Origin of the sequence: Moorena producens 3L, from assembly GCF_000211815.1 — a bacterium.
GTDB classification, from domain to species: domain Bacteria; phylum Cyanobacteriota; class Cyanobacteriia; order Cyanobacteriales; family Coleofasciculaceae; genus Moorena; species Moorena producens.
Genome location: NZ_GL890939.1, coordinates 39,832 through 57,442, shown reverse-complemented (window position 1 = coordinate 57,442; position 17,611 = coordinate 39,832). Strand labels below are relative to the sequence as shown.

Below are 17,611 nucleotides of genomic sequence, written 5' to 3'. Positions count from 1 at the left end.
GTAAAATACTCTCGTATCTATTACTATCAGCTTAACATGTCTACCGAAGGAAATTCCCAGACTCAAACCACTACAGGTGCTGATGCCGTTGATGACGCGATCGCAAAGGGAATTGATTTAGATGGCTCGCCAATCCCCAAAGCTAAGTTAGACCTTTACAACCAAGTGATGGGATTGGAAGCTCAACGGCAACGGAGCGGTGTCAGCAATACCATGAGATCAAGAATTGTGCGGATTGGAGCGAAGCATATCTCTCAAGCAGAACTCAATCAAATGCTGCTCGATGCTGATTTTATCCCTCTTAAAGACAAAGAGATTGCTTTTTACTACGGGGGTAAGTAAAGTGAATTTAGTCTATCAGAGTTCACATTTAAAACCCATGCACAGTTTTTGAGCTGGAAACGTGAGCAGGCCAAACTACTAAAAAACACAGGCCAGTCTTATGAATCGTGGTTCTTAGACGATGATGGCAAAATTGACTACCAACGGATGATTGAAACATTGGATGAACTAATCAGAGCCGGTGCGATCAATTTCGCTTAAACACGAAAAGCCAGCAAACACTGTAATCTGCCACGGTAACGCAAAAACCACCCATAATTTGGAGTGCTATTTAGAGGTCAAACAACGAATAGCTGCAAATTATGGTTGGGGGGAAATTGAATCTGATCAACCCAAAATACTAGACAATCATTGGGCAGAACTAGAACCCAGTTCCAACGACTGAACACAAAGATACTGAGTCTTATATCTCACCGTGGTTTCAGGTGGAACCCGTAATTATATTATTGACAGTAATGAGACCAAGTACCACACACATAAAAGACCAAGTACCAAGTGCAGAATTACAGTAATGAGACCAAGTACCACACACAGAACAATTGACTTGCCTAGCTGTTTATCGCCCATAATACCAATTTTTACAACACATGATGGTCATATCGCCAAATATGTTCCACCGACCATGCCTAATAGCACAGTCACTCTTATAACCGACAGCATAGGGCGGCAAAAAAAATAGGAGTCATAACCCTCCAATTTTAGGTGTTATGACCCACAAATTTTCCCCGTCCAGATGGCTTTTTACTACGGCGGTAAGTAGGATAGCAAAGGGAACAGGGAACAAAAATTATCACAATTGATTTAGGATCCCTAGAGTATAAATAGCAATAGGGTTGGCGAATCGCTATACCTCAGAGCTAACTCACCAACCCTATTTGCTAATAGCTGATTGCTGATCGCTGATCGCTTACCAGCCAACACCCTAAACTAAGTTAATACTTACCTGTTCCAAAACTGTAGAAATTGTTTGAATCAAAACTTGGGAATTCTCTGCCACAGTTGCAGTTATTTCCCTGGTCATGGGTAAGCTATCTACTACGATACCGGTACACAATAACATCATATAGAGAATTGAGTACTTAAACATAGACCGGGCAAGTTGATTGTCTTTAGGTTCCTGAAGCAGCAACCATGCTTTTTTGATAAAAATACTGCCCAAAAGAATAGCAACTATGCCATAAACCACTCCCGATTCTCCTAAGGGATAGATCAACAATAGGGAAGTGGGGACGACTAATAAGGTGTAATACCAGATTTGACGAACAGTAACCTCTTCACCGGCTACTACCGGTAACATGGGTATCCCAACTTTGGCGTAATCCTCGTGAATCATTAAGGCTAAAGCCCAGAAGTGAGGCGGTGTCCACAAGAACACGATGATAAAGAGTAACCAAGGGGCCCAACTCAATTCTCCTGTCACCGCAGCCCAACCCACTAGCGCTGGAATTGCTCCTGCTGCACCACCAATGACGATGTTTTGGGCAGTGTGGCGCTTGAGGATATGAGTGTATATGAGCATATAGAAGATAATGCCAGATAGCGCTAGCAAGGCACTAAGGAGGTTAGCGAAGACTGTTAGCAGGGTGAACGACAGGATTGCTAATGCGATCGCAAACAGCAAGGCATCACGAGGCTGCACTTTCCCGGAGGGAATGGGACGGTGGCGAGTGCGCAACATTTCATAGTCGATATCACGGTCATAGATGCAGTTAAGTACTTGGGCAGATGCTGCGGCCAAAGTACCACCGACCAGGGTAACTAGCAATAAGATGGGATCGACTTGTCCATCGGATGCCAACCACATCCCCGCTGCTGTCGTAATTAATAGTAGTGGAATGATTCGAGGCTTTGTTAGTTGATAGTAACTTTGAATAACCTCTCTTAAGTTTTCATGTTGACGGGTTAAACTAGTCCCAAGCATTCAATTCACCGACAATTGTTAGCAAGGGGAGAGCTGGAAGCCCCTGTCGATTCACGCATGGGGAGGAAAGCTCTCCCCTTACATGACAGCAGCGCGACAGCGCATCCTTAGAATACGTAGGCATAGCCATCCCTCCCGTGTATAGTGCTGCAATACTTGTGATTGATTCCAGTGACTCTGCCAGATTTAGTCTGGATGTCGAAGCTACCGGACTTCCGACAGAGAACCCGACCTAAATGGGTTCCCGCTTTCTTGCCTTTGGGTACAACCGCCCTGACGATATCCCCACTTCTGAAACCGAAATGAACTTGCTGACGAGTACGGTGGCGGTATGGGAAGCCATACTTATCAACACCAGCCATCTGTCGGTTTCCATGTCCTGATGCTGTGATGGTTAAACATTGCTTAGTCTCAAGGGTGAGATGGACAACAACTCCTACACAGGCAGCATCAAGCCAGTGAGTTTTAGGAAGATCTAATCGGCAACGGTTATACTTAGTTTGTCCACCTGTCCCAAACTCAATAGGTAAGCCTCTAGCAATCAACTCCTCAGCAATCTTGTTCCGAGTTGAGTTGACCGCTGCCGCATCCAATAACGGTTGCTTAACTTGGCTGAGAATTCGATTGAGTAGGTCAGACTTACCAGAGAGGAAGTCTGTTATATTTCGGTTTCCTTTAGCCTGGTTACAGTCATGGCAAGCAACGGTCAGGTTAGATACTCGGTCAGATCCCCCTTTGGATTTGGGGTGAATATGATCGACTTCCAAACGGGTGTCTGTGGCTTGGCAGTATGCACATTGCCGATTCCATTTCTCTAACAGGTACTCTCGAACTTCATACCCCTGTAGTTCACCCTGCTGGTAGTCAACACCTGAAACTTCAGGGTTGATCATTTTCTGCATGTCAAATCTAACTCGCTCTAATGAGATTCCTGTAACGGGAACAAACTTGGTTAATCGTCTAACCCAGGTCATCGTAGTCAGAACCCGATGGAGCATCGATGGAGCAAGCCAACCTTCTGGACGAGTACGGTTTAAGAATCTAGGTTGACGATACCGGGTTTTACGGTTTCGCCTTCCTCTCCTCAATTTTCGTCTGTCCTCAAGATCAGCCTTAATTTGCTGCCCTCGGTGATAGAGTTCTGCTCCCCATAGAACCTTGTCATCTTGCACCAGAGCAAGCCCAGTTACTTTTGAGCCTGGGTCGATTTTGAGTTGGACTGGTTTGGGGGCATCATCAACTGCTTTGTTGAGGATAATGGTGAATGGATACTGCTTAAATACCGCTGCCTTGCCTGCTTTAAGTAGGCTACGAGCCATCCCAGGTTTGCAAGGGTTGAGCGGTTTTCGGTTGGTATCTAAAACTAGAACGTAGTTTGTAGACATGGTTTCGTCTCTTCTACTTGCGTGTTACTTTTGCCTCGACAAGGTTAGATAGGTTTGTCCTGTTTCAGACACTTCCTTAATCCCTCTACAGATGTTTAATCTGAAACCTCAGAGCCTAGAGCTGGCAAGCACCCTAGGGTGCGATAGCCTATCTAACGTAGCCAGTCGAACTGGCTTAGTCTGGTCAACTACAGGATCTCTTGCCCGTCGATTGATCGGTGGGTTGGAATCCCAGTCGGGATTGTTGACCAATTCCTTCGCTAAAAAGTCTCAAGTATGAAGGATATTTGCCCTTAGGTTTCCCGTAGGATAGACCAATAAAACACTTAATCCTTCATACTTAATCCTTCATATTTAATTCCTTCTCGCTTTGCTTCTACTGACTTTGACACTCCACACTTGTTCGGTCACGTAAGGCGAAGACTGTAAACCCTACCAGTACTCCTAATAATGCTGCTCCCACTGCTTGATGGCAGATAGTTAGTAGTTCAACTTGTAGCCTTAACCGGAAGGTAGCAACACCGAGGAGTATCTGTAAAACTACCAAGCTAGCAGCGAGATTAGCTAACTGTCGCAGTACTGGATGTAGAGCTGGTGTCCGGGATGCTATCACCACAACGGCGACAGTTGCTACGGTGGCTGGCACCACACCAGCAATATGGCTATTCATCACGGTACACAGCTCAGATGCGCCAAAACACTGATGCACTGCCCAGCGGGAAGCGACTAGTCCACCTAATAGACTTTGTAGATAAACAAAAATCACTGCGGTTAAGCTCAGCCAAGGTAACTTCCCAACTGAACCTGTTCCTTGATAGGGGGTCAGCAGTGTACCAATTACGATTAGAGTTGAGAAAAATAGCAGTGCTGTTCCTAGATGAGCAGTGACGATATCAAACCGGAGCAGTTCTGTAACCGTCAGTCCGCCCAGGACTCCTTGGAAAATAATTAGCCCTAGAGCAAATGTGGATATCCAGGGCAGCCAGTTGGGTAAATCCCGCCGATGCCACCAAGATAAGCTAGCGAGAGCGATCGCACTAACACCAATCAAGGAAGCATCAAGGCGGTGAAACCACTCTAAAAATACTTGCAAATTCATCTGCTGGCTTGGCACGAGCTGACCATAGCATAAGGGCCAGTCTGGGCAAGCCAGACCAGCATTCATCACCCTGGTGGCACTGCCTACTGCCATCAACAGCAGGGTTGCGATCGCAATTTTCCACACCAAGCTCCGAATCCTTGCCTGGGGCTGGCTAAGGTTGTTGGAGGTTACATCATTCTGATTCTGATCAAGAGCCGATTGAGCTATAGCCATCTGCAATAGGAAAATGCAAACTAAGTTAATCAAATCCTGAGTAGTGGCTCATTTTCGTTGGTAGAAGATTGCCAATCTCAAAGATCATCTCTATTCCTATACCACTGTAACCAGCCTTTTCCTTAATTTCTGAAGCTTTAGAGATTTTTCAGATTGCCATTCCCCTGCCCTAAAGGGTCACAGTTACTTAGACTCAATGATTTACTATTGATTTACTTTTTTATATTTTTTTTAGCTATGTTAAGTTTTTTTGAAAAAAATCTTAAGTTTTATGAAAATTTTATTGGTGCTGTGCTAGTGATCCTAAAAAAAAGTCTAAAAATCTCAAGGTTTGACCCAATCAATTGTTTAGCTGCTTTACCGTAGTTAATAGAGCCAGCCAAGCTAGCTCTGTATCCTCTACTCACGCCCCTCACTGCTAGCAGAGCATCAGAATTGTTGTCTTTGTTGTCTCTAATGTGGGAACTATGGGGGGGAGTAGCTCACCAGAAGGCTGATTTTCCTTAAAAATATAGCCATGCCCTGACATTTTAGGACACTAAGTATGTTGGTGCCTCGCCTGCCTTGATAATCCCTGTTAGTTTTGTTGATATAAGTATTCAACCCTAACCTCGTGAACATTCCAAGCCAAATTTCAACCCTTATTGCTGGCATTTTCATAACCCTGATTAGTCTCTGGTACGGTCAGAATCATGGACTTATGCCAGTAGCCGCCTCCTCAGAAGCCGGTGATGTAGATGGTCTGTTCAACCTGATGATGACCATTTCCACTGGTCTATTTATCCTCATCCAAGGGGCACTTATCCTAATAGTCATCAAATTTCGTAGACAAAAAAATGACCAAACCGATGGGCCATCGACCCATGGCAATATTCCCCTAGAAATGCTTTGGACCGCAATCCCGACGGTGATTGTCTTTGTCCTAGCTGTCTATAGCTTTGAGGTCTACAACGCTATGGGAGGTCTGGATCCCATGGCTTCTCATGACCACCATCAACAGGAAATTGCCCACAATCATCAGATGTCACCATCTGGGCAAGAGGGGAATGAAAGTCTGATTGCCATGGCTCCGGGTCAAGGAACAGTTGCCCTAGGTATTGGAACGCCTCCAGGGCAAGAAGGTCAAGGTGAACCCCTAGAGGTTAATGTGGCCGGTATGCAGTATGCCTGGATTTTCACCTACCCTCAAACCGGTGTTATCTCTGGGGAAATGCATGTCCCAGTGGGACAACTGGTTAAGCTGAATATCGAAGCTAACGATGTGATCCACGCCTTTTGGTTGCCAGAGTTTCGGATTAAGCAAGATGCTATCCCAGGTCGGACTAGTCAACTAGGGTTTACAGCCACTAGAGTGGGTGATTACCCGATCATCTGTGCTGAACTCTGCGGGTCCTACCATGGAGGAATGAAAACCCGGTTGATCGTTGAAACACCCGAAGAGTATCAAGCCTGGGTTCAGGAAAATCAATTCGCTAGTGCAGACACCATGGAAAAAGCCGTGGCTGTTAATCCTACTACCATGTCAGAGGGTGAGTTCTTGGCTCCCTATGCCTCTGAAATGGGTATTGATTCCCAAACTCTCCAACACCTAGACCACTCTCACCATCATCCTGGAATTATCCAATAAGTTCATTTAAGAATGAAGAATGAAGAATGAAGAATGAAGAATGAAGAATGAAGAATGAAGAATGAAGAATGAAGAATGAAGAATGAAGAATGAAGAATGAAGAATGAAGAATGAAGAATGAAGAATGAAGAATGAAGAATGAAGAATGAAGAATGAAGAATTAGTTCAGTCTACAGTCTACAGTCTACAGTCTTAATTATTCATTCGACCTTAGACCTTAGACCTTAGACCTTAGACCTTAGACCTTCTTAATTATTGATTCGACCTTCTAAATTCTAAATTCTAAATTCTAAATTCTAAATTCTAAATTCTAAATTCTAAATTCTACATTCTAAATTCTAAATTCTAAATTCTAAATTCTAAATTCTACATTCTAAATTCTAAATTCTAAATTCTACATTCTTAATTTTGGCTGTTGCCTATCCTTTTAGTCCATCACACCTCCACTATCCCATGACGACGCAATTAGAAAAACCGGAATCGGTAAAGGATGCTGGTCATGTTGAAGAACATGAGCGGCGTTGGCAAGATTACTTCACGTTCAATACCGACCATAAAGTGATTGGGATTCAATACCTGGTCACTTCATTTGTGTTCTATTTCATCGGTGGCGCATTAGCTGGATTAATTCGCACTGAGTTGGCCACACCAGACCCGGATTTATTGAGCCCTTTAACCTACAACCGAGTGTTCACCATGCACGGAACAATTATGTTGTTCCTATGGATTATCCCGGCTGGTGCTGCTTTTGCTAACTATCTGATTCCCTTGATGATTGGGGCAAAGGATATGGCATTCCCCAAGCTGAATGCAGTGGCATTCTGGATGAATGCTGTGGGGGGTTTGCTGTTAATGAGTAGTTTTTTCGTAGGTGCTCCCGAAGCCGGTTGGACCTCTTACCCCCCTTTGAGCTTGATTAGTTCTCAGGTGGGTGAAGAAATTTGGATTTTGAGCATCCTGGTGATCGGGACTTCCTCAGTGCTAGGGGCGCTTAACTTCTTCACTACTATTGTGAAGATGCGCACACCTAGCATGACTATTCATGATATGCCTCTGTTTTGCTGGGCAATGTTAGGAACCTCAATCCTAGTTTTGATTGGTACTCCAGTCCTAGCAGCAGCGTTAATTTTCCTGTCCTTTGATTTAATTGCTGGCACCAATTTCTTTAACCCGGCTGGGGGAGGAGACCCAATTGTTTACCAGCACATGTTTTGGTTTTACTCCCACCCGGCGGTGTACATCATGGTGCTACCGTTCTTTGGGGTAATCTCGGAAATCCTACCGGTACATGCCCGTAAGCCGGTTTTTGGCTATCGTGCGATCGCATACTCCAGTATGTTGATTTGTTTCCTAGGACTAATTGTCTGGGCGCACCATATGTTCACTAGTGGCACTCCTGGTTGGTTGCGGATGTTCTTTATGGCTGCCACCATGCTGATTGCTGTGCCCACAGGGATTAAGGTGTTTAGCTGGGTGGCAACGATTTGGGGCGGAAAAATCAACTTAAATAGTGCCATGCTCTTTGGTATGGGCTTTATCTCGGCATTTTTGATTGGGGGTCTTAGCGGTGTCATGCTCGCTTCCGTTCCCTTTGATGTCCATGTCCATGACACTTATTTCATTGTGGCTCACTTCCACTACGTTCTGTTTGGTGGTAGTGTGCTAGGGTTATTTGGCGCGGTTTATCACTGGTTCCCCAAAATGACCGGGCGAATGGTCAACGAAACCTTAGGACGCATTCACTTTGTGTTGACCTTCATTGGTCTAAACATGACCTTCTTGCCGATGCATGAGCTTGGTCTATTGGGTATGAACCGTAGGGTTGCTATGTATGACCCCCAGTTTCAAAGCCTCAACATGATCTGCACTATTGGCTCCTATCTTCTTGCCGTTTCTACCATACCCTTTGTGATTAATATCATCTGGAGTTTGAACCGTGGTAAGATTGCTGGTCGCAATCCTTGGAGAGCTCTGACATTAGAGTGGCAAACTACCTCTCCTCCTGCCATTGAGAACTTTGACGAGGAACCAATTTTGTGGTCCGGTCCTTACGAATACGGTATCGACAGTTATAGTGTTGACACCGATAAACAGGTCGAGGAGTTGCTGGTTGAAGTTAAAGGAGATGTTGGGTAGGTTAGCAGGTTGAAGGTTGTTCGCGTAGCGTGGCCTTTGGCCAAGGTTGTTCGCGTAGCGTGGCCTTTGGCCAAGGTTGTTCGCGTAGCGTGGCCTTTGGCCAAGGTTGTCTGTCAGAATGTAGAATGTAGAATGTAGAATGTAGAATTAAGAATGTAGAATTCTACATTCTACATTCTTAATTCTTAATTCTTAATTCTTAATTCTTAATTTAACCTCCTAACCTACCCTAATCGAAGCTCAACAGGCACAAATGTCAGCTCAAGATTAATTCAAAGGAATTTATGCAAGGCTCAACGATAGATCCGTCTAAAACTAGCCTCAACTATCATCATGAGGTTGAGGCAGCAGAGGTACATCACGAGGAGCATCCGGATTTTCGGATGTTTGGTTTGGTGGTGTTTCTGGCTGCTGATAGTATGACCTTCTTGGGGATGTTTGCCGCTTTTTTAATTTATAAAGCGACGATGCCAGCTTGGCCTCCAGAGGGTACAGAATTAGAGTTATTGGTGCCAACAATCAACACCATCATCCTGATTACTAGTAGTTTCGTCATGCACCGGGGCCAGAGTGCTATTAAGAAGAATGATGTATCTGGTTTGCGACTCTGGTTTGGAATCACTGCTCTGATGGGTGCGATGTTCTTAGGAGGACAAGTCTATGAGTACACTCATGTAGACTTTGGTCTGACTACTAACTTATTTACCAGTTCTTTCTTTGCCTTAACTGGTTTCCATGGTCTTCATGTTACTTGCGGACTCGGGTTAATTGTGTTAGTATTATTGAGATCGCTAAATTCAAAGCACTACTCCAGTGAAGAGCATTTTGGTGTAGAAGCCGCAGAACTCTACTGGCACTTCGTTGATGTGGTGTGGATTGTTCTGTTTGTAATCGTGTATTTGATTAATTAGTTTCCGCCACAGTTTGGTTAACAAAGTTTTGATGCACTACCCCCGATTGGGGGTTTTTTTTTGGAGGTTAAGCGGTTGAAGGTTTGAAGGTTTGAAGTTTGAAGGTTGAAGTTTGAAGGTTGAAGGTTGAAGTTTGAAGGTTGAAGGTTGAAGGTTGAAGGTTGAAGGTTGAAGGTTGAACGCGATCGCGTGGCCTTTTGGCCAAGGTTATTTGGTTGTTCGCGTAGCGTGGCCTTTTGGCCAAGGTTGAAGGTTTAAGGTTGAAGGTTGAAGGTTGAAGGTTGAAGGTTTGAGGGTTAAGAAGTAGGGTGTGTTAGGGGCGGACTTGCCCTTATTTTTCGCCTCGTGGCCAGGGTTGGGATAGTCCGCCCCGTAACGCACCAGCTTTGGGCTCCCACTCATTTTTCGCCTGGTCGCGCCTAGTTGGGATAGTCCGTCCGGAAATGAAACGGGCAAGATGCCCGTTCCACCAAGATGCCTGTTTATGGATGGTGGTAGCGCTAATCCCAACAGGACAGGTGAATTTAACCCCTTGGATTCCTTACAATTTTAATCAATCACTTAGAATTTCTATAGTAGGGAAGGATGTCATCTTGTTTAGGAAAATTTCTATATAAAAAAACATGATAACGGCAAAGGATATAGCTGCTACAATTGCTTTTTGACCTAATAATGGTTCCATGGAAACTCGATAATCGTTTACCGAAACGAAGTCAACGTTTGAGCTACTATAGTACCGTCCAATCATAAAAATTGTAACAATAGTATTGTAAAGACTATGACAAAGGATTGGTACTATTAAGTTGCCAGTCTTAAAGTATAGAACAGACAATATAGTTCCGGCAATGAATAAGGATACAATATCGAATCGCAAATGGCAAATCGCAAATAATAAAGATGAGGTAACTATTCCGGCTTTTATCCCCCATTTCATTGCCCACTTCTGCAAGATTATTCCACGACAAATAAGCTCTTCCAACAACGGAGCAAAAACAATCGCCGAAAAGCTCCAAGATATTAGCCCTATAACATTTGTAAATTCTAATTCATTAATCGAGTTTTCAATAAAATCTGGGTAAATAAATGAAATATAATATGAAATTAAGGAATTAAAGCCCCAAGCAAAAGCATAGTTTAAAAAAACTATTAAAATAATTAATTTCCAATTAATTATTGGCTTTAAACTACCAAAATTCAAAATCCCAAATTTTTCAACATCGAATCCTAGTATTCGGATATATCTAAATAAAAATAATCCTATAAATAAGTATGTAATGGTGACATATAATTCAGGTAATATATCCCAGGTAGCATTTGAAAATAAATCAATAAAATCACTGCCCTTTACCAAGGAAAATAATCCAATAATTAACAATATAATTATAAATATTGTTAAAATTAAAATTGGGAAAGCTATCGAGTAATATAATAAAAATTCAGGAATATTAAGCTTATTAAAGGGGAACTTTATTGAGTCATTACCCAATGACCCTTCTGAATAAAAATTTGTTCTCTTTTCCGGAAAAAGTAATAGGAATGATAATCCCAAAATACTTAATAATCCGAACCATCCCCACTTACTTGCATATCCCTTGTCGTAACTATATAGACGGCATCCTTTGAGAAGAGGTATATATCCATATGCTATTGCTGATATACTTAAAGAAATTAAAAATCTAGGAAATGGTAATGAAAAACCTTCACAAATTAATAAAACTAATACACAAATTAATAACGGAAGAAACTGGAAAGCTAATCCACAAATAATGAGATCGAAAGATTCATTTTTGGAATTGGTATTATTGATTGTCATTGCATAAATAGATAATAGACTGTTATTGTTAACGTGAATTCGACGAACTATACAAAACTGAAAGAAAGACCCTCGACTAGCTGTGAAGCAATTAGATTTCAGCCACCTATGACGAGAATTGTATAGTGAGAGGAGATCACACGCATTTTCCGTGAGGTAGAGATTTTTGCTAATTTTTTCAGCACTATTGGCAAAAATATTAGTATTACTGTAATCTAATTACTCCGATATGAATACTACAACTAGTTTTGTAATTTGCTGCTTCTCAAAGCATTTCATCCCAATGACATAGAGAGGATTGACAAAAACAGAGGGAGTGGGCAAGCTTAAAAGCAGAAACCACTTATATAGCGTTTCTCATAGTAATCAGATACACTAGATTTTTTCGCTACTCCCTACTCCCTATTCCCTATTCCCGACTCCCGACTCCCGACTCCCGATTCCCGATTCCCGACTCCCTATTCCCTTGACTAAATGATTGCCCCTATTGAGAGATTACTCACAACTCCTTGTAACAAACGATTTACTCCTCAAGTTATCTTTTGGTTTAGCCTCAGCCTAACCTTTACCGTAGTGTATAGCTTGCTAGCACTAAGGGAAGCGTTCAGCGGTGAGTATATTGTCCAAGATGATGCACGACAACATATATTTTGGATGATGCGATTTCTTGATCCAGAGCTGTTTCCTAAAGACTTAATTGCTGATTACTTTCAAACGGTTGCTCCAGCTGGGTACACTACAGTCTATCGAATCATAGCAGCATTGGGTGTTAATCCATTGCTATTTAACAAACTCTTACCGGTAGTGTTGAATCTGGTTAGCGCTAGCTATTGCTTTTGGGTATGTCTGGAATTGTTGCCAGTACCAGCAGCAGCCTTTAGTGCTACCTTGTTGCTGTCTCAAGCCTTGGGCATGACTGATACGGTGGTGTCTGGAACACCGAAGGCGTTTGTCTATCCCCTGTTGTTGGGGTTTATGTATTACCTAGTGCGGGGGTCATTGTGGTTTTGTTTGGGTGCGATCGCACTCCAAGGTCTATTCTATCCCCAGTTAGTATTTATTTCTTCCGGTACCTTAGTTTTACGACTATTTGAATGGCGCAATGGTAAGTTAGGCTTATCCCAAGAGCGACGTTGGTTGTGTCTGGCGGGATTGATAGTAGCCTTTTTGGTGATGCTGCCCTATGCCCTGAAAACCAATGAGTTTGGTCCAGTGATTTCTGTAGCTGAAGCGAGACAGTTACCAGAGTTTTTTCCAGGGGGGCGATCGCGTTTTTTTTATGATGATGATCCCGCTAAGTTTTGGTTAAAAGGTAGAAGCGGACTTCGTCTGACTTCGATTCTTACTCCAGCTACTAATGGCGCGGGATTTTTACTGCTGCTCTTGCCCTTATTTCCCAATAAATTTCCGTTAGTGAAGCAGATCAGTAAAGAAATTATCCTTTTGCTCCAGATGGTCATAGCCTCTCTTGGGATGTTTGTTGCTGCTCATGTTTTGCTATTTAAATTGCATCTTCCTAGTCGCTATACTCAACATAGTCTGAGAGTGATCATGGTGCTAAGTGCTGGTATAGTTTTTATCATTCTGATTGATAGCGTAGTTAAATGGGCAAGCCAGCCTAGCCAAAGCGGTTTTTCTGGAATTTTTTCTATACCTAACGTTTTGGCGATAGCAACTACTACGATAATTGCAGCAGCATTACTATTATATCCTAGTTTTGTGGATGATTTTCCCATTACTGCGTATAAAGTCGGGGATACTCCATCGTTGTATAAATATTTTCAACAACAACCGAAAGATAGCTTAATTGCTTCTCTGTCTCCAGAGATGAATAATATCCCCACCTTTGCTCAGCGTTCTGTGTTGGTAGCCAGTGAATATGCTATTCCTTACCACGTCGGATATTATCAGAAATTTCGACAACGAACTCTAGATTTAATTGATGCCCAATATAGTGCTAATCTATCAGTTGTTAAGGAGTTTATTAAAACCTATGATATTGATTTTTGGGTACTAAACCCAATCGAGTTAAGGGCTGATGCTATTCAAGATCGAAAGTGGTTGAATCAGTATCAGCCAGCCGCTAATCATGCTATTGAACAACTTGAACAAGGGATAAAACCTGCTTTGGAACAAGTGATGGCATCCTGTTCGGTGTTTGAAACTAAGGGATTGGTGGTTTTGGAGGCGAAATGTATTGTTGATAGCTAAGCTATCAGCTATCAGCTATCAGCTATCAGCTATCAGCTATCAGCTCGCGAATGGCTGACGGCTGAAAGCTGACGGCACCTCAAGCAGCGTGCGCGTAGCGCATATGCTTACCTTACCTATTTTAAAAAAATCTATATTACTTGATTAAATTACTGCTCCATAAATTTCACTAATAGCTAATCGTTAAAATTGCCAAAAGTAAATTTTTGGTTTGTTAAAAACTGTTAAAAATACCAGAAATAATCTTGACACATTATGATTTATTAGTAATAATAAAAATGTCTGGTATTTCGAGATGATTATCGGACAAAAAGCCGCGCTTCTTGAGACGATCATTCCAACAGCGCGGCTTATTCCCCAAGGACATTGGAGATAATTCCATCATGCCAAAAAAACGCTCAACTGATCATGCTATCTACTATCAGCGATACCTAGACCGCCTGGCACAACTAGCAGGCAATAAACCCACCCGCCCAAAATCCTATCCTCGTCCCCTAACTGACCTAGACCGTATCCTGATCCAAATGTACAGTCACTGGCAACTGGCCATGACACCAAAGGAGTTCATCTCGAAATGGGAGGTCAGTCGAGAAGACATAGCATTAATCTGCTCCCGCTCCATCAGTACAGTTAACAGCTGGTTTGCTGGAACTAAGCGCTATAAGGCTCCTGCTGCTGAGGTTTTACGACATCTTGCTCTGATGGACTTTTTGTTAGAAAATTTCGATGCTATTCCCAGGGAGTTGTTGGAGCGATTATGTGGAAATAATCTTGAAGGTTATTCGCCCTAGGGATAGTGGTAAACAGGTAGACACCGTGGTGCGTTACGGGCAGCAACCTAACCCTGGCTATCGAGAAAATGAGGGCTCGCCCTTCCCTAACGCACCCTACGTAACTGTCGGGGTTTACACATCAATAACCTAAAGACTTCTGTTTACAATAAAACTTACTAGTTTATTTACCTAATGATCATGTCAAATCAAGCTTTAACAGATTATTTCAACTTTCTTGCTCCTACTGATATTCGCCTCAAAGGAACAAGAATTGGTATTGAAACCATATTATATGACTATCTAGACTGTCATAAAACCCCAGAAGAAATTGCTCAAGCTTATACATCATTAACCCTAGAACAAGTCTACGCTACTATCCTCTATTACCTGCAAAATCAAAACGCTGTCAGCGAATATATGAAAAACTGGCTCTTTCATTGTCATACCATGAGGGAGCAGCAACGACTCAATCCGCCTCCTGTTTCCGAGAAACTGCGCCAATTAAGAGCAATAATAAAAGCTAGGCAACAAGGGAATGAGTCTTAACTATCTAATTGATGAAAATGTTAATTCTCTCTATCCGTAAACATTTAGTCATCAGCTATTAGCTAATGCGCTACGCGAACAGCTATCAGCAAGTTGATTACAACGTTCAGATAAACAAGGGAAAAAGCCCTTTAGATTTATTCTCAACCAATCAAAAGCAATTGTTACCAATTCATATCTTATTCTCTACCCCAAGCCAGATTTGGAAAACGCCATAAACCAAAATCCCAACTTGGACAAATTGCTGATAGAAGCTCTTAACCAGATTACTGGGAAAGCTATGGTTGCTGAAGGTAGAGTTTATGGTGGAGGCATGTATAAATTAGAACCGAAGGAACTGGCTAATGTGCCAGCTTTTGAGCTGCAGGGGTTGCTATCACAAGGATCTAAGTAAGAGAGCACTCGGAGAGTTGGTAGGGATGCAGCGCCGCCAAAGGGGAGCCAGTGCGCTCTTGGGGTTCCTCCTATGAGCAACTGGCGTGGTTTACCCCATTCGCTACGGCATCAAGACAAAGATTTCAAAATTCATAAGCAAAAATACTTATCCCATGAATCTTATATCCAGTAGCCATTTCAAAATAAGATGCGTTTACCCTGGAGTTTGACAAGCTAATATTTATCCCCAGATAAGTGGGGATAATTGGATTGAAAGATTAGTTTGATGTTGAAGCGATCGCCTGTCAATCTCTAAATGTAAATTTTTATAACAAAATCCCCATTTATGCAACACAGGTAGATCAATACATGATATCTATATAAGTAGGTAATTATTACAAATTTCCAAAAATCCCTTGACAGAATAGGCTTTTTCGAGATAATCTGCATATATCTCGAAGGGCTTAGCATTTCAGATTTTTTAGAGTCATATGGGATCTAACTATGGACTCATTCTGATTGGCAGCTCTTGGTAATGCTCCTAATCTGGAAATGGTCGATGTAAGAGGTATTCTTAAAAAGCCAGTGAGTCTACCACTGACTCGTCTACCCTTCTAGAAGGCTACGTCCACACAACCCTAGGTGAGACTATCACCATCACCGGCTCCTGATTATAGGAGCCATTGTCGGGTGCATCTCAAAGTTGTAATTCTATAACTTAGGGTTGTAAATCTATAACTTAGGGAAGTGGAGGAGTGTTTTAGCCTTCAATTATCGTAGTCATTGGTACCTCTACCACAGTGTATCTGTGTGATTTACTGTGCTTTGCCTCGTTGCCATGTAGGTGGAGTAGTGCCAGATTTTCATAATAGAAAGACTCAGCCAGAATCAGTTTCGCAGGCCGTTTCTGGCTGCTGTCCTTGTGACATACTCCCACACTGACTCTTTGAGTTAAGTGTGGGCTTCTTGCCAACTCCACCTATCGGTTAGGATACTCGGCAAGCTTTATTAACGATACGGGATGCCCCTCCGCACCGGAACAATACAACAAAAAGTTCAAGTTTTAAATACGCAGGTGGCGGTTAGCTCTTAATTTGTCTTCCCTGCTATTTTTATTATAGCATTTTTCAACCCATTCATCTCACGTTCCTGTCCGCGATTCATCTCACATCTCAAGGGGTAGCATGAGTGTGAGATGAATCGCGGTCTTAGCTAACAACTAACAACATTAACACGGCTCTTAAAGAGCCCATAATATCTGAAGCTAGCATATCAAAATCCCGATTTCAATGTGGAAGTTAGCGAGGTTGTTGCTACTGAAGCTGTACCATCAACTCTCCCTACACCTTCTAGTAATGGCGAACTACCGATCCTCCTGATCCAAGGTGGAGCAGCAGTGGCCGCAGTCATTGTCTTAACTGTTTACTCTACAACAATCTTAGGAGGCATAACGAAGCTGATCGAAGCGATAACTAAGTTAGTTAAAGAAGCAAAGGAGGATTGACCACTCGATAGCCTAAATTGATCAACTTGGATTACCATTGTTAATTCCCTTTAATCCCCAAATAGTCTAAACAACTATCTGGGAAATGGTTTTGGTTACTGACAGTAAGCAATCAGCAATCAGCAATCAGCAATCAGCTTTCAGCTATCAGTTATCAGCAATCAGCTATCAGTTATCAGTTATCAGCAATCAGTCATTGGCCGTAGGCCATACTACTTGAAGTACTTTTGAATAAAATAAGCTGACGGCTGACCGCTGACCGCTGACCCCTGACCCCTGACCCCTGACGGCTGACCGCTGACATCAAGAAGTAAGGTTGAAGCATCCCTTAAAGATCCCACATCACTGGATTATCATCTAAATGGTCTGTAACCAGCCGTCCAATCTGATCAATTTCTTGTAGCTCATCAGCAGACAGCTTAACCTCAACAGCTTGAGCATTGTCAATAGCTTGGGCACTATTTCGGAATCCTGCGATCGCATTCGTTTGTGGCTGAGACATCAACCATGCCAGAGACAACTGAGCCAGGGTACACTGATGACGCTCTGCAATTGGTCGTAGCTGAGCTAATGCTTGCTGTGCTCGTTGATAGTTATCACCGTTGAACAACTTATTTTTGCTGCGATGATCCCCTTCCTGAAACTTGTGCTCTCGACCAAACTTGCCAGTTAATAATCCCTGAGCTAAGGAAGAATAGGCATTGAACCTCCCCATCCTAAGAGGAATGGGGATTCCCAGGCACAACCAGCGT

The 17,611-nt window shown here is 42.7% G+C and carries 21 protein-coding genes; 13 read left to right on the top strand and 8 right to left on the bottom strand.

Features of this window, described 5'->3' with window-relative positions; genetic code table 11:
- The first annotated feature begins 36 nt into the window (after positions 1–36).
- Together LYNGBM3L_RS19415 and LYNGBM3L_RS43925 are read left to right on the top strand one after the other, a co-directional pair.
- Positions 37–342, top strand: coding sequence for a small RNA NsiR4-regulated ssr1528 family protein (locus tag LYNGBM3L_RS19415; RefSeq protein WP_044493949.1), 306 nt, complete (start codon positions 37–39; stop codon positions 340–342).
- Positions 343–390: 48 nt separating this feature from the next.
- A complete protein-coding gene (locus LYNGBM3L_RS43925) occupies positions 391–543 on the top strand; it encodes a hypothetical protein (protein WP_008186876.1) in 153 nt (50 codons plus the stop codon).
- Between the two features lie 721 nt (positions 544–1,264).
- Here LYNGBM3L_RS43925 and LYNGBM3L_RS19405 read toward each other — a convergent pair.
- A complete protein-coding gene (locus LYNGBM3L_RS19405) occupies positions 1,265–2,263 on the bottom strand; it encodes a heme o synthase (protein ID WP_008186870.1) in 999 nt (332 codons plus the stop codon).
- 107 nt (positions 2,264–2,370) lie between these two features.
- Positions 2,371–3,648, bottom strand: coding sequence for an RNA-guided endonuclease IscB (gene iscB, locus LYNGBM3L_RS19400; protein WP_008186868.1), 1,278 nt, complete (start codon positions 3,646–3,648; stop codon positions 2,371–2,373).
- Between the two features lie 91 nt (positions 3,649–3,739).
- Here iscB and LYNGBM3L_RS41210 point away from each other — a divergent pair, with 91 nt between their 5' ends.
- The gene (locus LYNGBM3L_RS41210; protein WP_008186866.1) at positions 3,740–3,928 is read left to right on the top strand and encodes a hypothetical protein; all 189 of its coding nucleotides are present in this window, start codon (positions 3,740–3,742) and stop codon (positions 3,926–3,928) included.
- A gap of 96 nt (positions 3,929–4,024) precedes the next feature.
- On the opposite strand, the gene LYNGBM3L_RS19395 is transcribed toward LYNGBM3L_RS41210, so the two are convergent.
- Positions 4,025–4,963 carry a COX15/CtaA family protein gene (locus LYNGBM3L_RS19395; RefSeq protein ID WP_008186864.1) on the bottom strand — a complete coding sequence of 313 codons (939 nt, stop codon included), beginning with the start codon at positions 4,961–4,963 and terminating at the stop codon, positions 4,025–4,027.
- 613 nt (positions 4,964–5,576) lie between these two features.
- On the opposite strand from LYNGBM3L_RS19395, the gene LYNGBM3L_RS19390 reads away from it, so the two are divergent.
- The 4 genes from LYNGBM3L_RS19390 to LYNGBM3L_RS19380 all read left to right on the top strand — a co-directional run bounded on the left by LYNGBM3L_RS19390 (position 5,577) and on the right by LYNGBM3L_RS19380 (position 9,637).
- Complete coding sequence (locus LYNGBM3L_RS19390; RefSeq protein WP_008186860.1) at positions 5,577–6,590, top strand: cytochrome c oxidase subunit II; 1,014 nt, start codon at positions 5,577–5,579, stop codon at positions 6,588–6,590.
- 453 nt (positions 6,591–7,043) lie between these two features.
- Entirely contained in the window at positions 7,044–8,726 is a 1,683-nt protein-coding gene (ctaD, locus tag LYNGBM3L_RS19385; protein WP_008186858.1) for a cytochrome c oxidase subunit I, read from the top strand.
- Positions 8,727–8,735: 9 nt separating this feature from the next.
- Entirely contained in the window at positions 8,736–8,864 is a 129-nt protein-coding gene (locus tag LYNGBM3L_RS48810) for a hypothetical protein (RefSeq protein ID WP_267872063.1), read from the top strand.
- Between the two features lie 146 nt (positions 8,865–9,010).
- Positions 9,011–9,637, top strand: a complete 627-nt coding sequence (locus LYNGBM3L_RS19380) for a cytochrome c oxidase subunit 3 (RefSeq protein WP_008186856.1) — start codon at positions 9,011–9,013, stop codon at positions 9,635–9,637.
- Positions 9,638–9,704: 67 nt separating this feature from the next.
- On the opposite strand, the gene LYNGBM3L_RS41205 is transcribed toward LYNGBM3L_RS19380, so the two are convergent.
- The 3 genes from LYNGBM3L_RS41205 to LYNGBM3L_RS34085 all read right to left on the bottom strand — a co-directional run bounded on the left by LYNGBM3L_RS41205 (position 9,705) and on the right by LYNGBM3L_RS34085 (position 11,450).
- Complete coding sequence (locus LYNGBM3L_RS41205; protein ID WP_154659856.1) at positions 9,705–9,842, bottom strand: hypothetical protein; 138 nt, start codon at positions 9,840–9,842, stop codon at positions 9,705–9,707.
- Between the two features lie 2 nt (positions 9,843–9,844).
- Positions 9,845–10,039 (bottom strand): hypothetical protein, encoded by a 195-nt coding sequence (locus LYNGBM3L_RS41200; RefSeq protein ID WP_131827264.1) that lies wholly within the window; start codon positions 10,037–10,039, stop codon positions 9,845–9,847.
- Positions 10,040–10,190: 151 nt separating this feature from the next.
- Complete coding sequence (locus LYNGBM3L_RS34085) at positions 10,191–11,450, bottom strand: CPBP family intramembrane glutamic endopeptidase (RefSeq protein ID WP_048815283.1); 1,260 nt, start codon at positions 11,448–11,450, stop codon at positions 10,191–10,193.
- 474 nt (positions 11,451–11,924) lie between these two features.
- Here LYNGBM3L_RS34085 and LYNGBM3L_RS19370 point away from each other — a divergent pair, with 474 nt between their 5' ends.
- From LYNGBM3L_RS19370 to LYNGBM3L_RS19350, 6 genes are all read left to right on the top strand, one after another.
- On the top strand, positions 11,925–13,661 hold the full coding sequence (locus LYNGBM3L_RS19370; RefSeq protein ID WP_008186850.1) for a hypothetical protein: 1,737 nt from the start codon (positions 11,925–11,927) through the stop codon (positions 13,659–13,661).
- 383 nt (positions 13,662–14,044) lie between these two features.
- Positions 14,045–14,452: a hypothetical protein gene (locus LYNGBM3L_RS19365; protein ID WP_008186848.1), complete on the top strand. Its 408-nt coding sequence runs from the start codon at positions 14,045–14,047 to the stop codon at positions 14,450–14,452.
- Positions 14,433–14,585, top strand: coding sequence for a hypothetical protein (locus LYNGBM3L_RS43920; protein ID WP_154659855.1), 153 nt, complete (start codon positions 14,433–14,435; stop codon positions 14,583–14,585). Before LYNGBM3L_RS19365 ends, LYNGBM3L_RS43920 begins: the two co-directional genes overlap by 20 nt.
- Positions 14,586–14,632: 47 nt before the next feature.
- The gene (locus LYNGBM3L_RS19360) at positions 14,633–14,980 is read left to right on the top strand and encodes a DUF433 domain-containing protein (RefSeq protein WP_008186846.1); all 348 of its coding nucleotides are present in this window, start codon (positions 14,633–14,635) and stop codon (positions 14,978–14,980) included.
- A gap of 139 nt (positions 14,981–15,119) precedes the next feature.
- Positions 15,120–15,374: a hypothetical protein gene (locus tag LYNGBM3L_RS19355; protein ID WP_499881595.1), complete on the top strand. Its 255-nt coding sequence runs from the start codon at positions 15,120–15,122 to the stop codon at positions 15,372–15,374.
- A 1,272-nt stretch (positions 15,375–16,646) separates the two neighbouring features.
- Positions 16,647–16,859, top strand: coding sequence for a hypothetical protein (locus LYNGBM3L_RS19350; RefSeq protein WP_008186842.1), 213 nt, complete (start codon positions 16,647–16,649; stop codon positions 16,857–16,859).
- Between the two features lie 212 nt (positions 16,860–17,071).
- Here the strand turns inward: LYNGBM3L_RS19350 and LYNGBM3L_RS48805 are convergent, their stop codons facing one another.
- A complete protein-coding gene (locus LYNGBM3L_RS48805; RefSeq protein WP_267872062.1) occupies positions 17,072–17,200 on the bottom strand; it encodes a hypothetical protein in 129 nt (42 codons plus the stop codon).
- A complete protein-coding gene (locus LYNGBM3L_RS19345) occupies positions 17,188–17,604 on the bottom strand; it encodes an aldo/keto reductase (RefSeq protein WP_324293492.1) in 417 nt (138 codons plus the stop codon). Before LYNGBM3L_RS19345 ends, LYNGBM3L_RS48805 begins: the two co-directional genes overlap by 13 nt.
- Positions 17,605–17,611: the final 7 nt, after the last annotated feature.

Coding starts and splice junctions, on each gene's coding strand:
- LYNGBM3L_RS34085 (WP_048815283.1), bottom strand. CDS start 11,450: ATGACAATCAATAATACCAATTCCAAAAATGAATCTTTCGATCTCATT.
- LYNGBM3L_RS19415 (WP_044493949.1), top strand. CDS start 37: ATGTCTACCGAAGGAAATTCCCAGACTCAAACCACTACAGGTGCTGAT.
- LYNGBM3L_RS41210 (WP_008186866.1), top strand. CDS start 3,740: ATGTTTAATCTGAAACCTCAGAGCCTAGAGCTGGCAAGCACCCTAGGG.
- LYNGBM3L_RS19380 (WP_008186856.1), top strand. CDS start 9,011: ATGCAAGGCTCAACGATAGATCCGTCTAAAACTAGCCTCAACTATCAT.
- LYNGBM3L_RS19370 (WP_008186850.1), top strand. CDS start 11,925: ATGATTGCCCCTATTGAGAGATTACTCACAACTCCTTGTAACAAACGA.
- LYNGBM3L_RS19405 (WP_008186870.1), bottom strand. CDS start 2,263: ATGCTTGGGACTAGTTTAACCCGTCAACATGAAAACTTAAGAGAGGTT.
- ctaD (WP_008186858.1), top strand. CDS start 7,044: ATGACGACGCAATTAGAAAAACCGGAATCGGTAAAGGATGCTGGTCAT.
- LYNGBM3L_RS19365 (WP_008186848.1), top strand. CDS start 14,045: ATGCCAAAAAAACGCTCAACTGATCATGCTATCTACTATCAGCGATAC.
- iscB (WP_008186868.1), bottom strand. CDS start 3,648: ATGTCTACAAACTACGTTCTAGTTTTAGATACCAACCGAAAACCGCTC.
- LYNGBM3L_RS19395 (WP_008186864.1), bottom strand. CDS start 4,963: ATGGCTATAGCTCAATCGGCTCTTGATCAGAATCAGAATGATGTAACC.
- LYNGBM3L_RS41200 (WP_131827264.1), bottom strand. CDS start 10,039: ATGAGTGGGAGCCCAAAGCTGGTGCGTTACGGGGCGGACTATCCCAAC.
- LYNGBM3L_RS19360 (WP_008186846.1), top strand. CDS start 14,633: ATGTCAAATCAAGCTTTAACAGATTATTTCAACTTTCTTGCTCCTACT.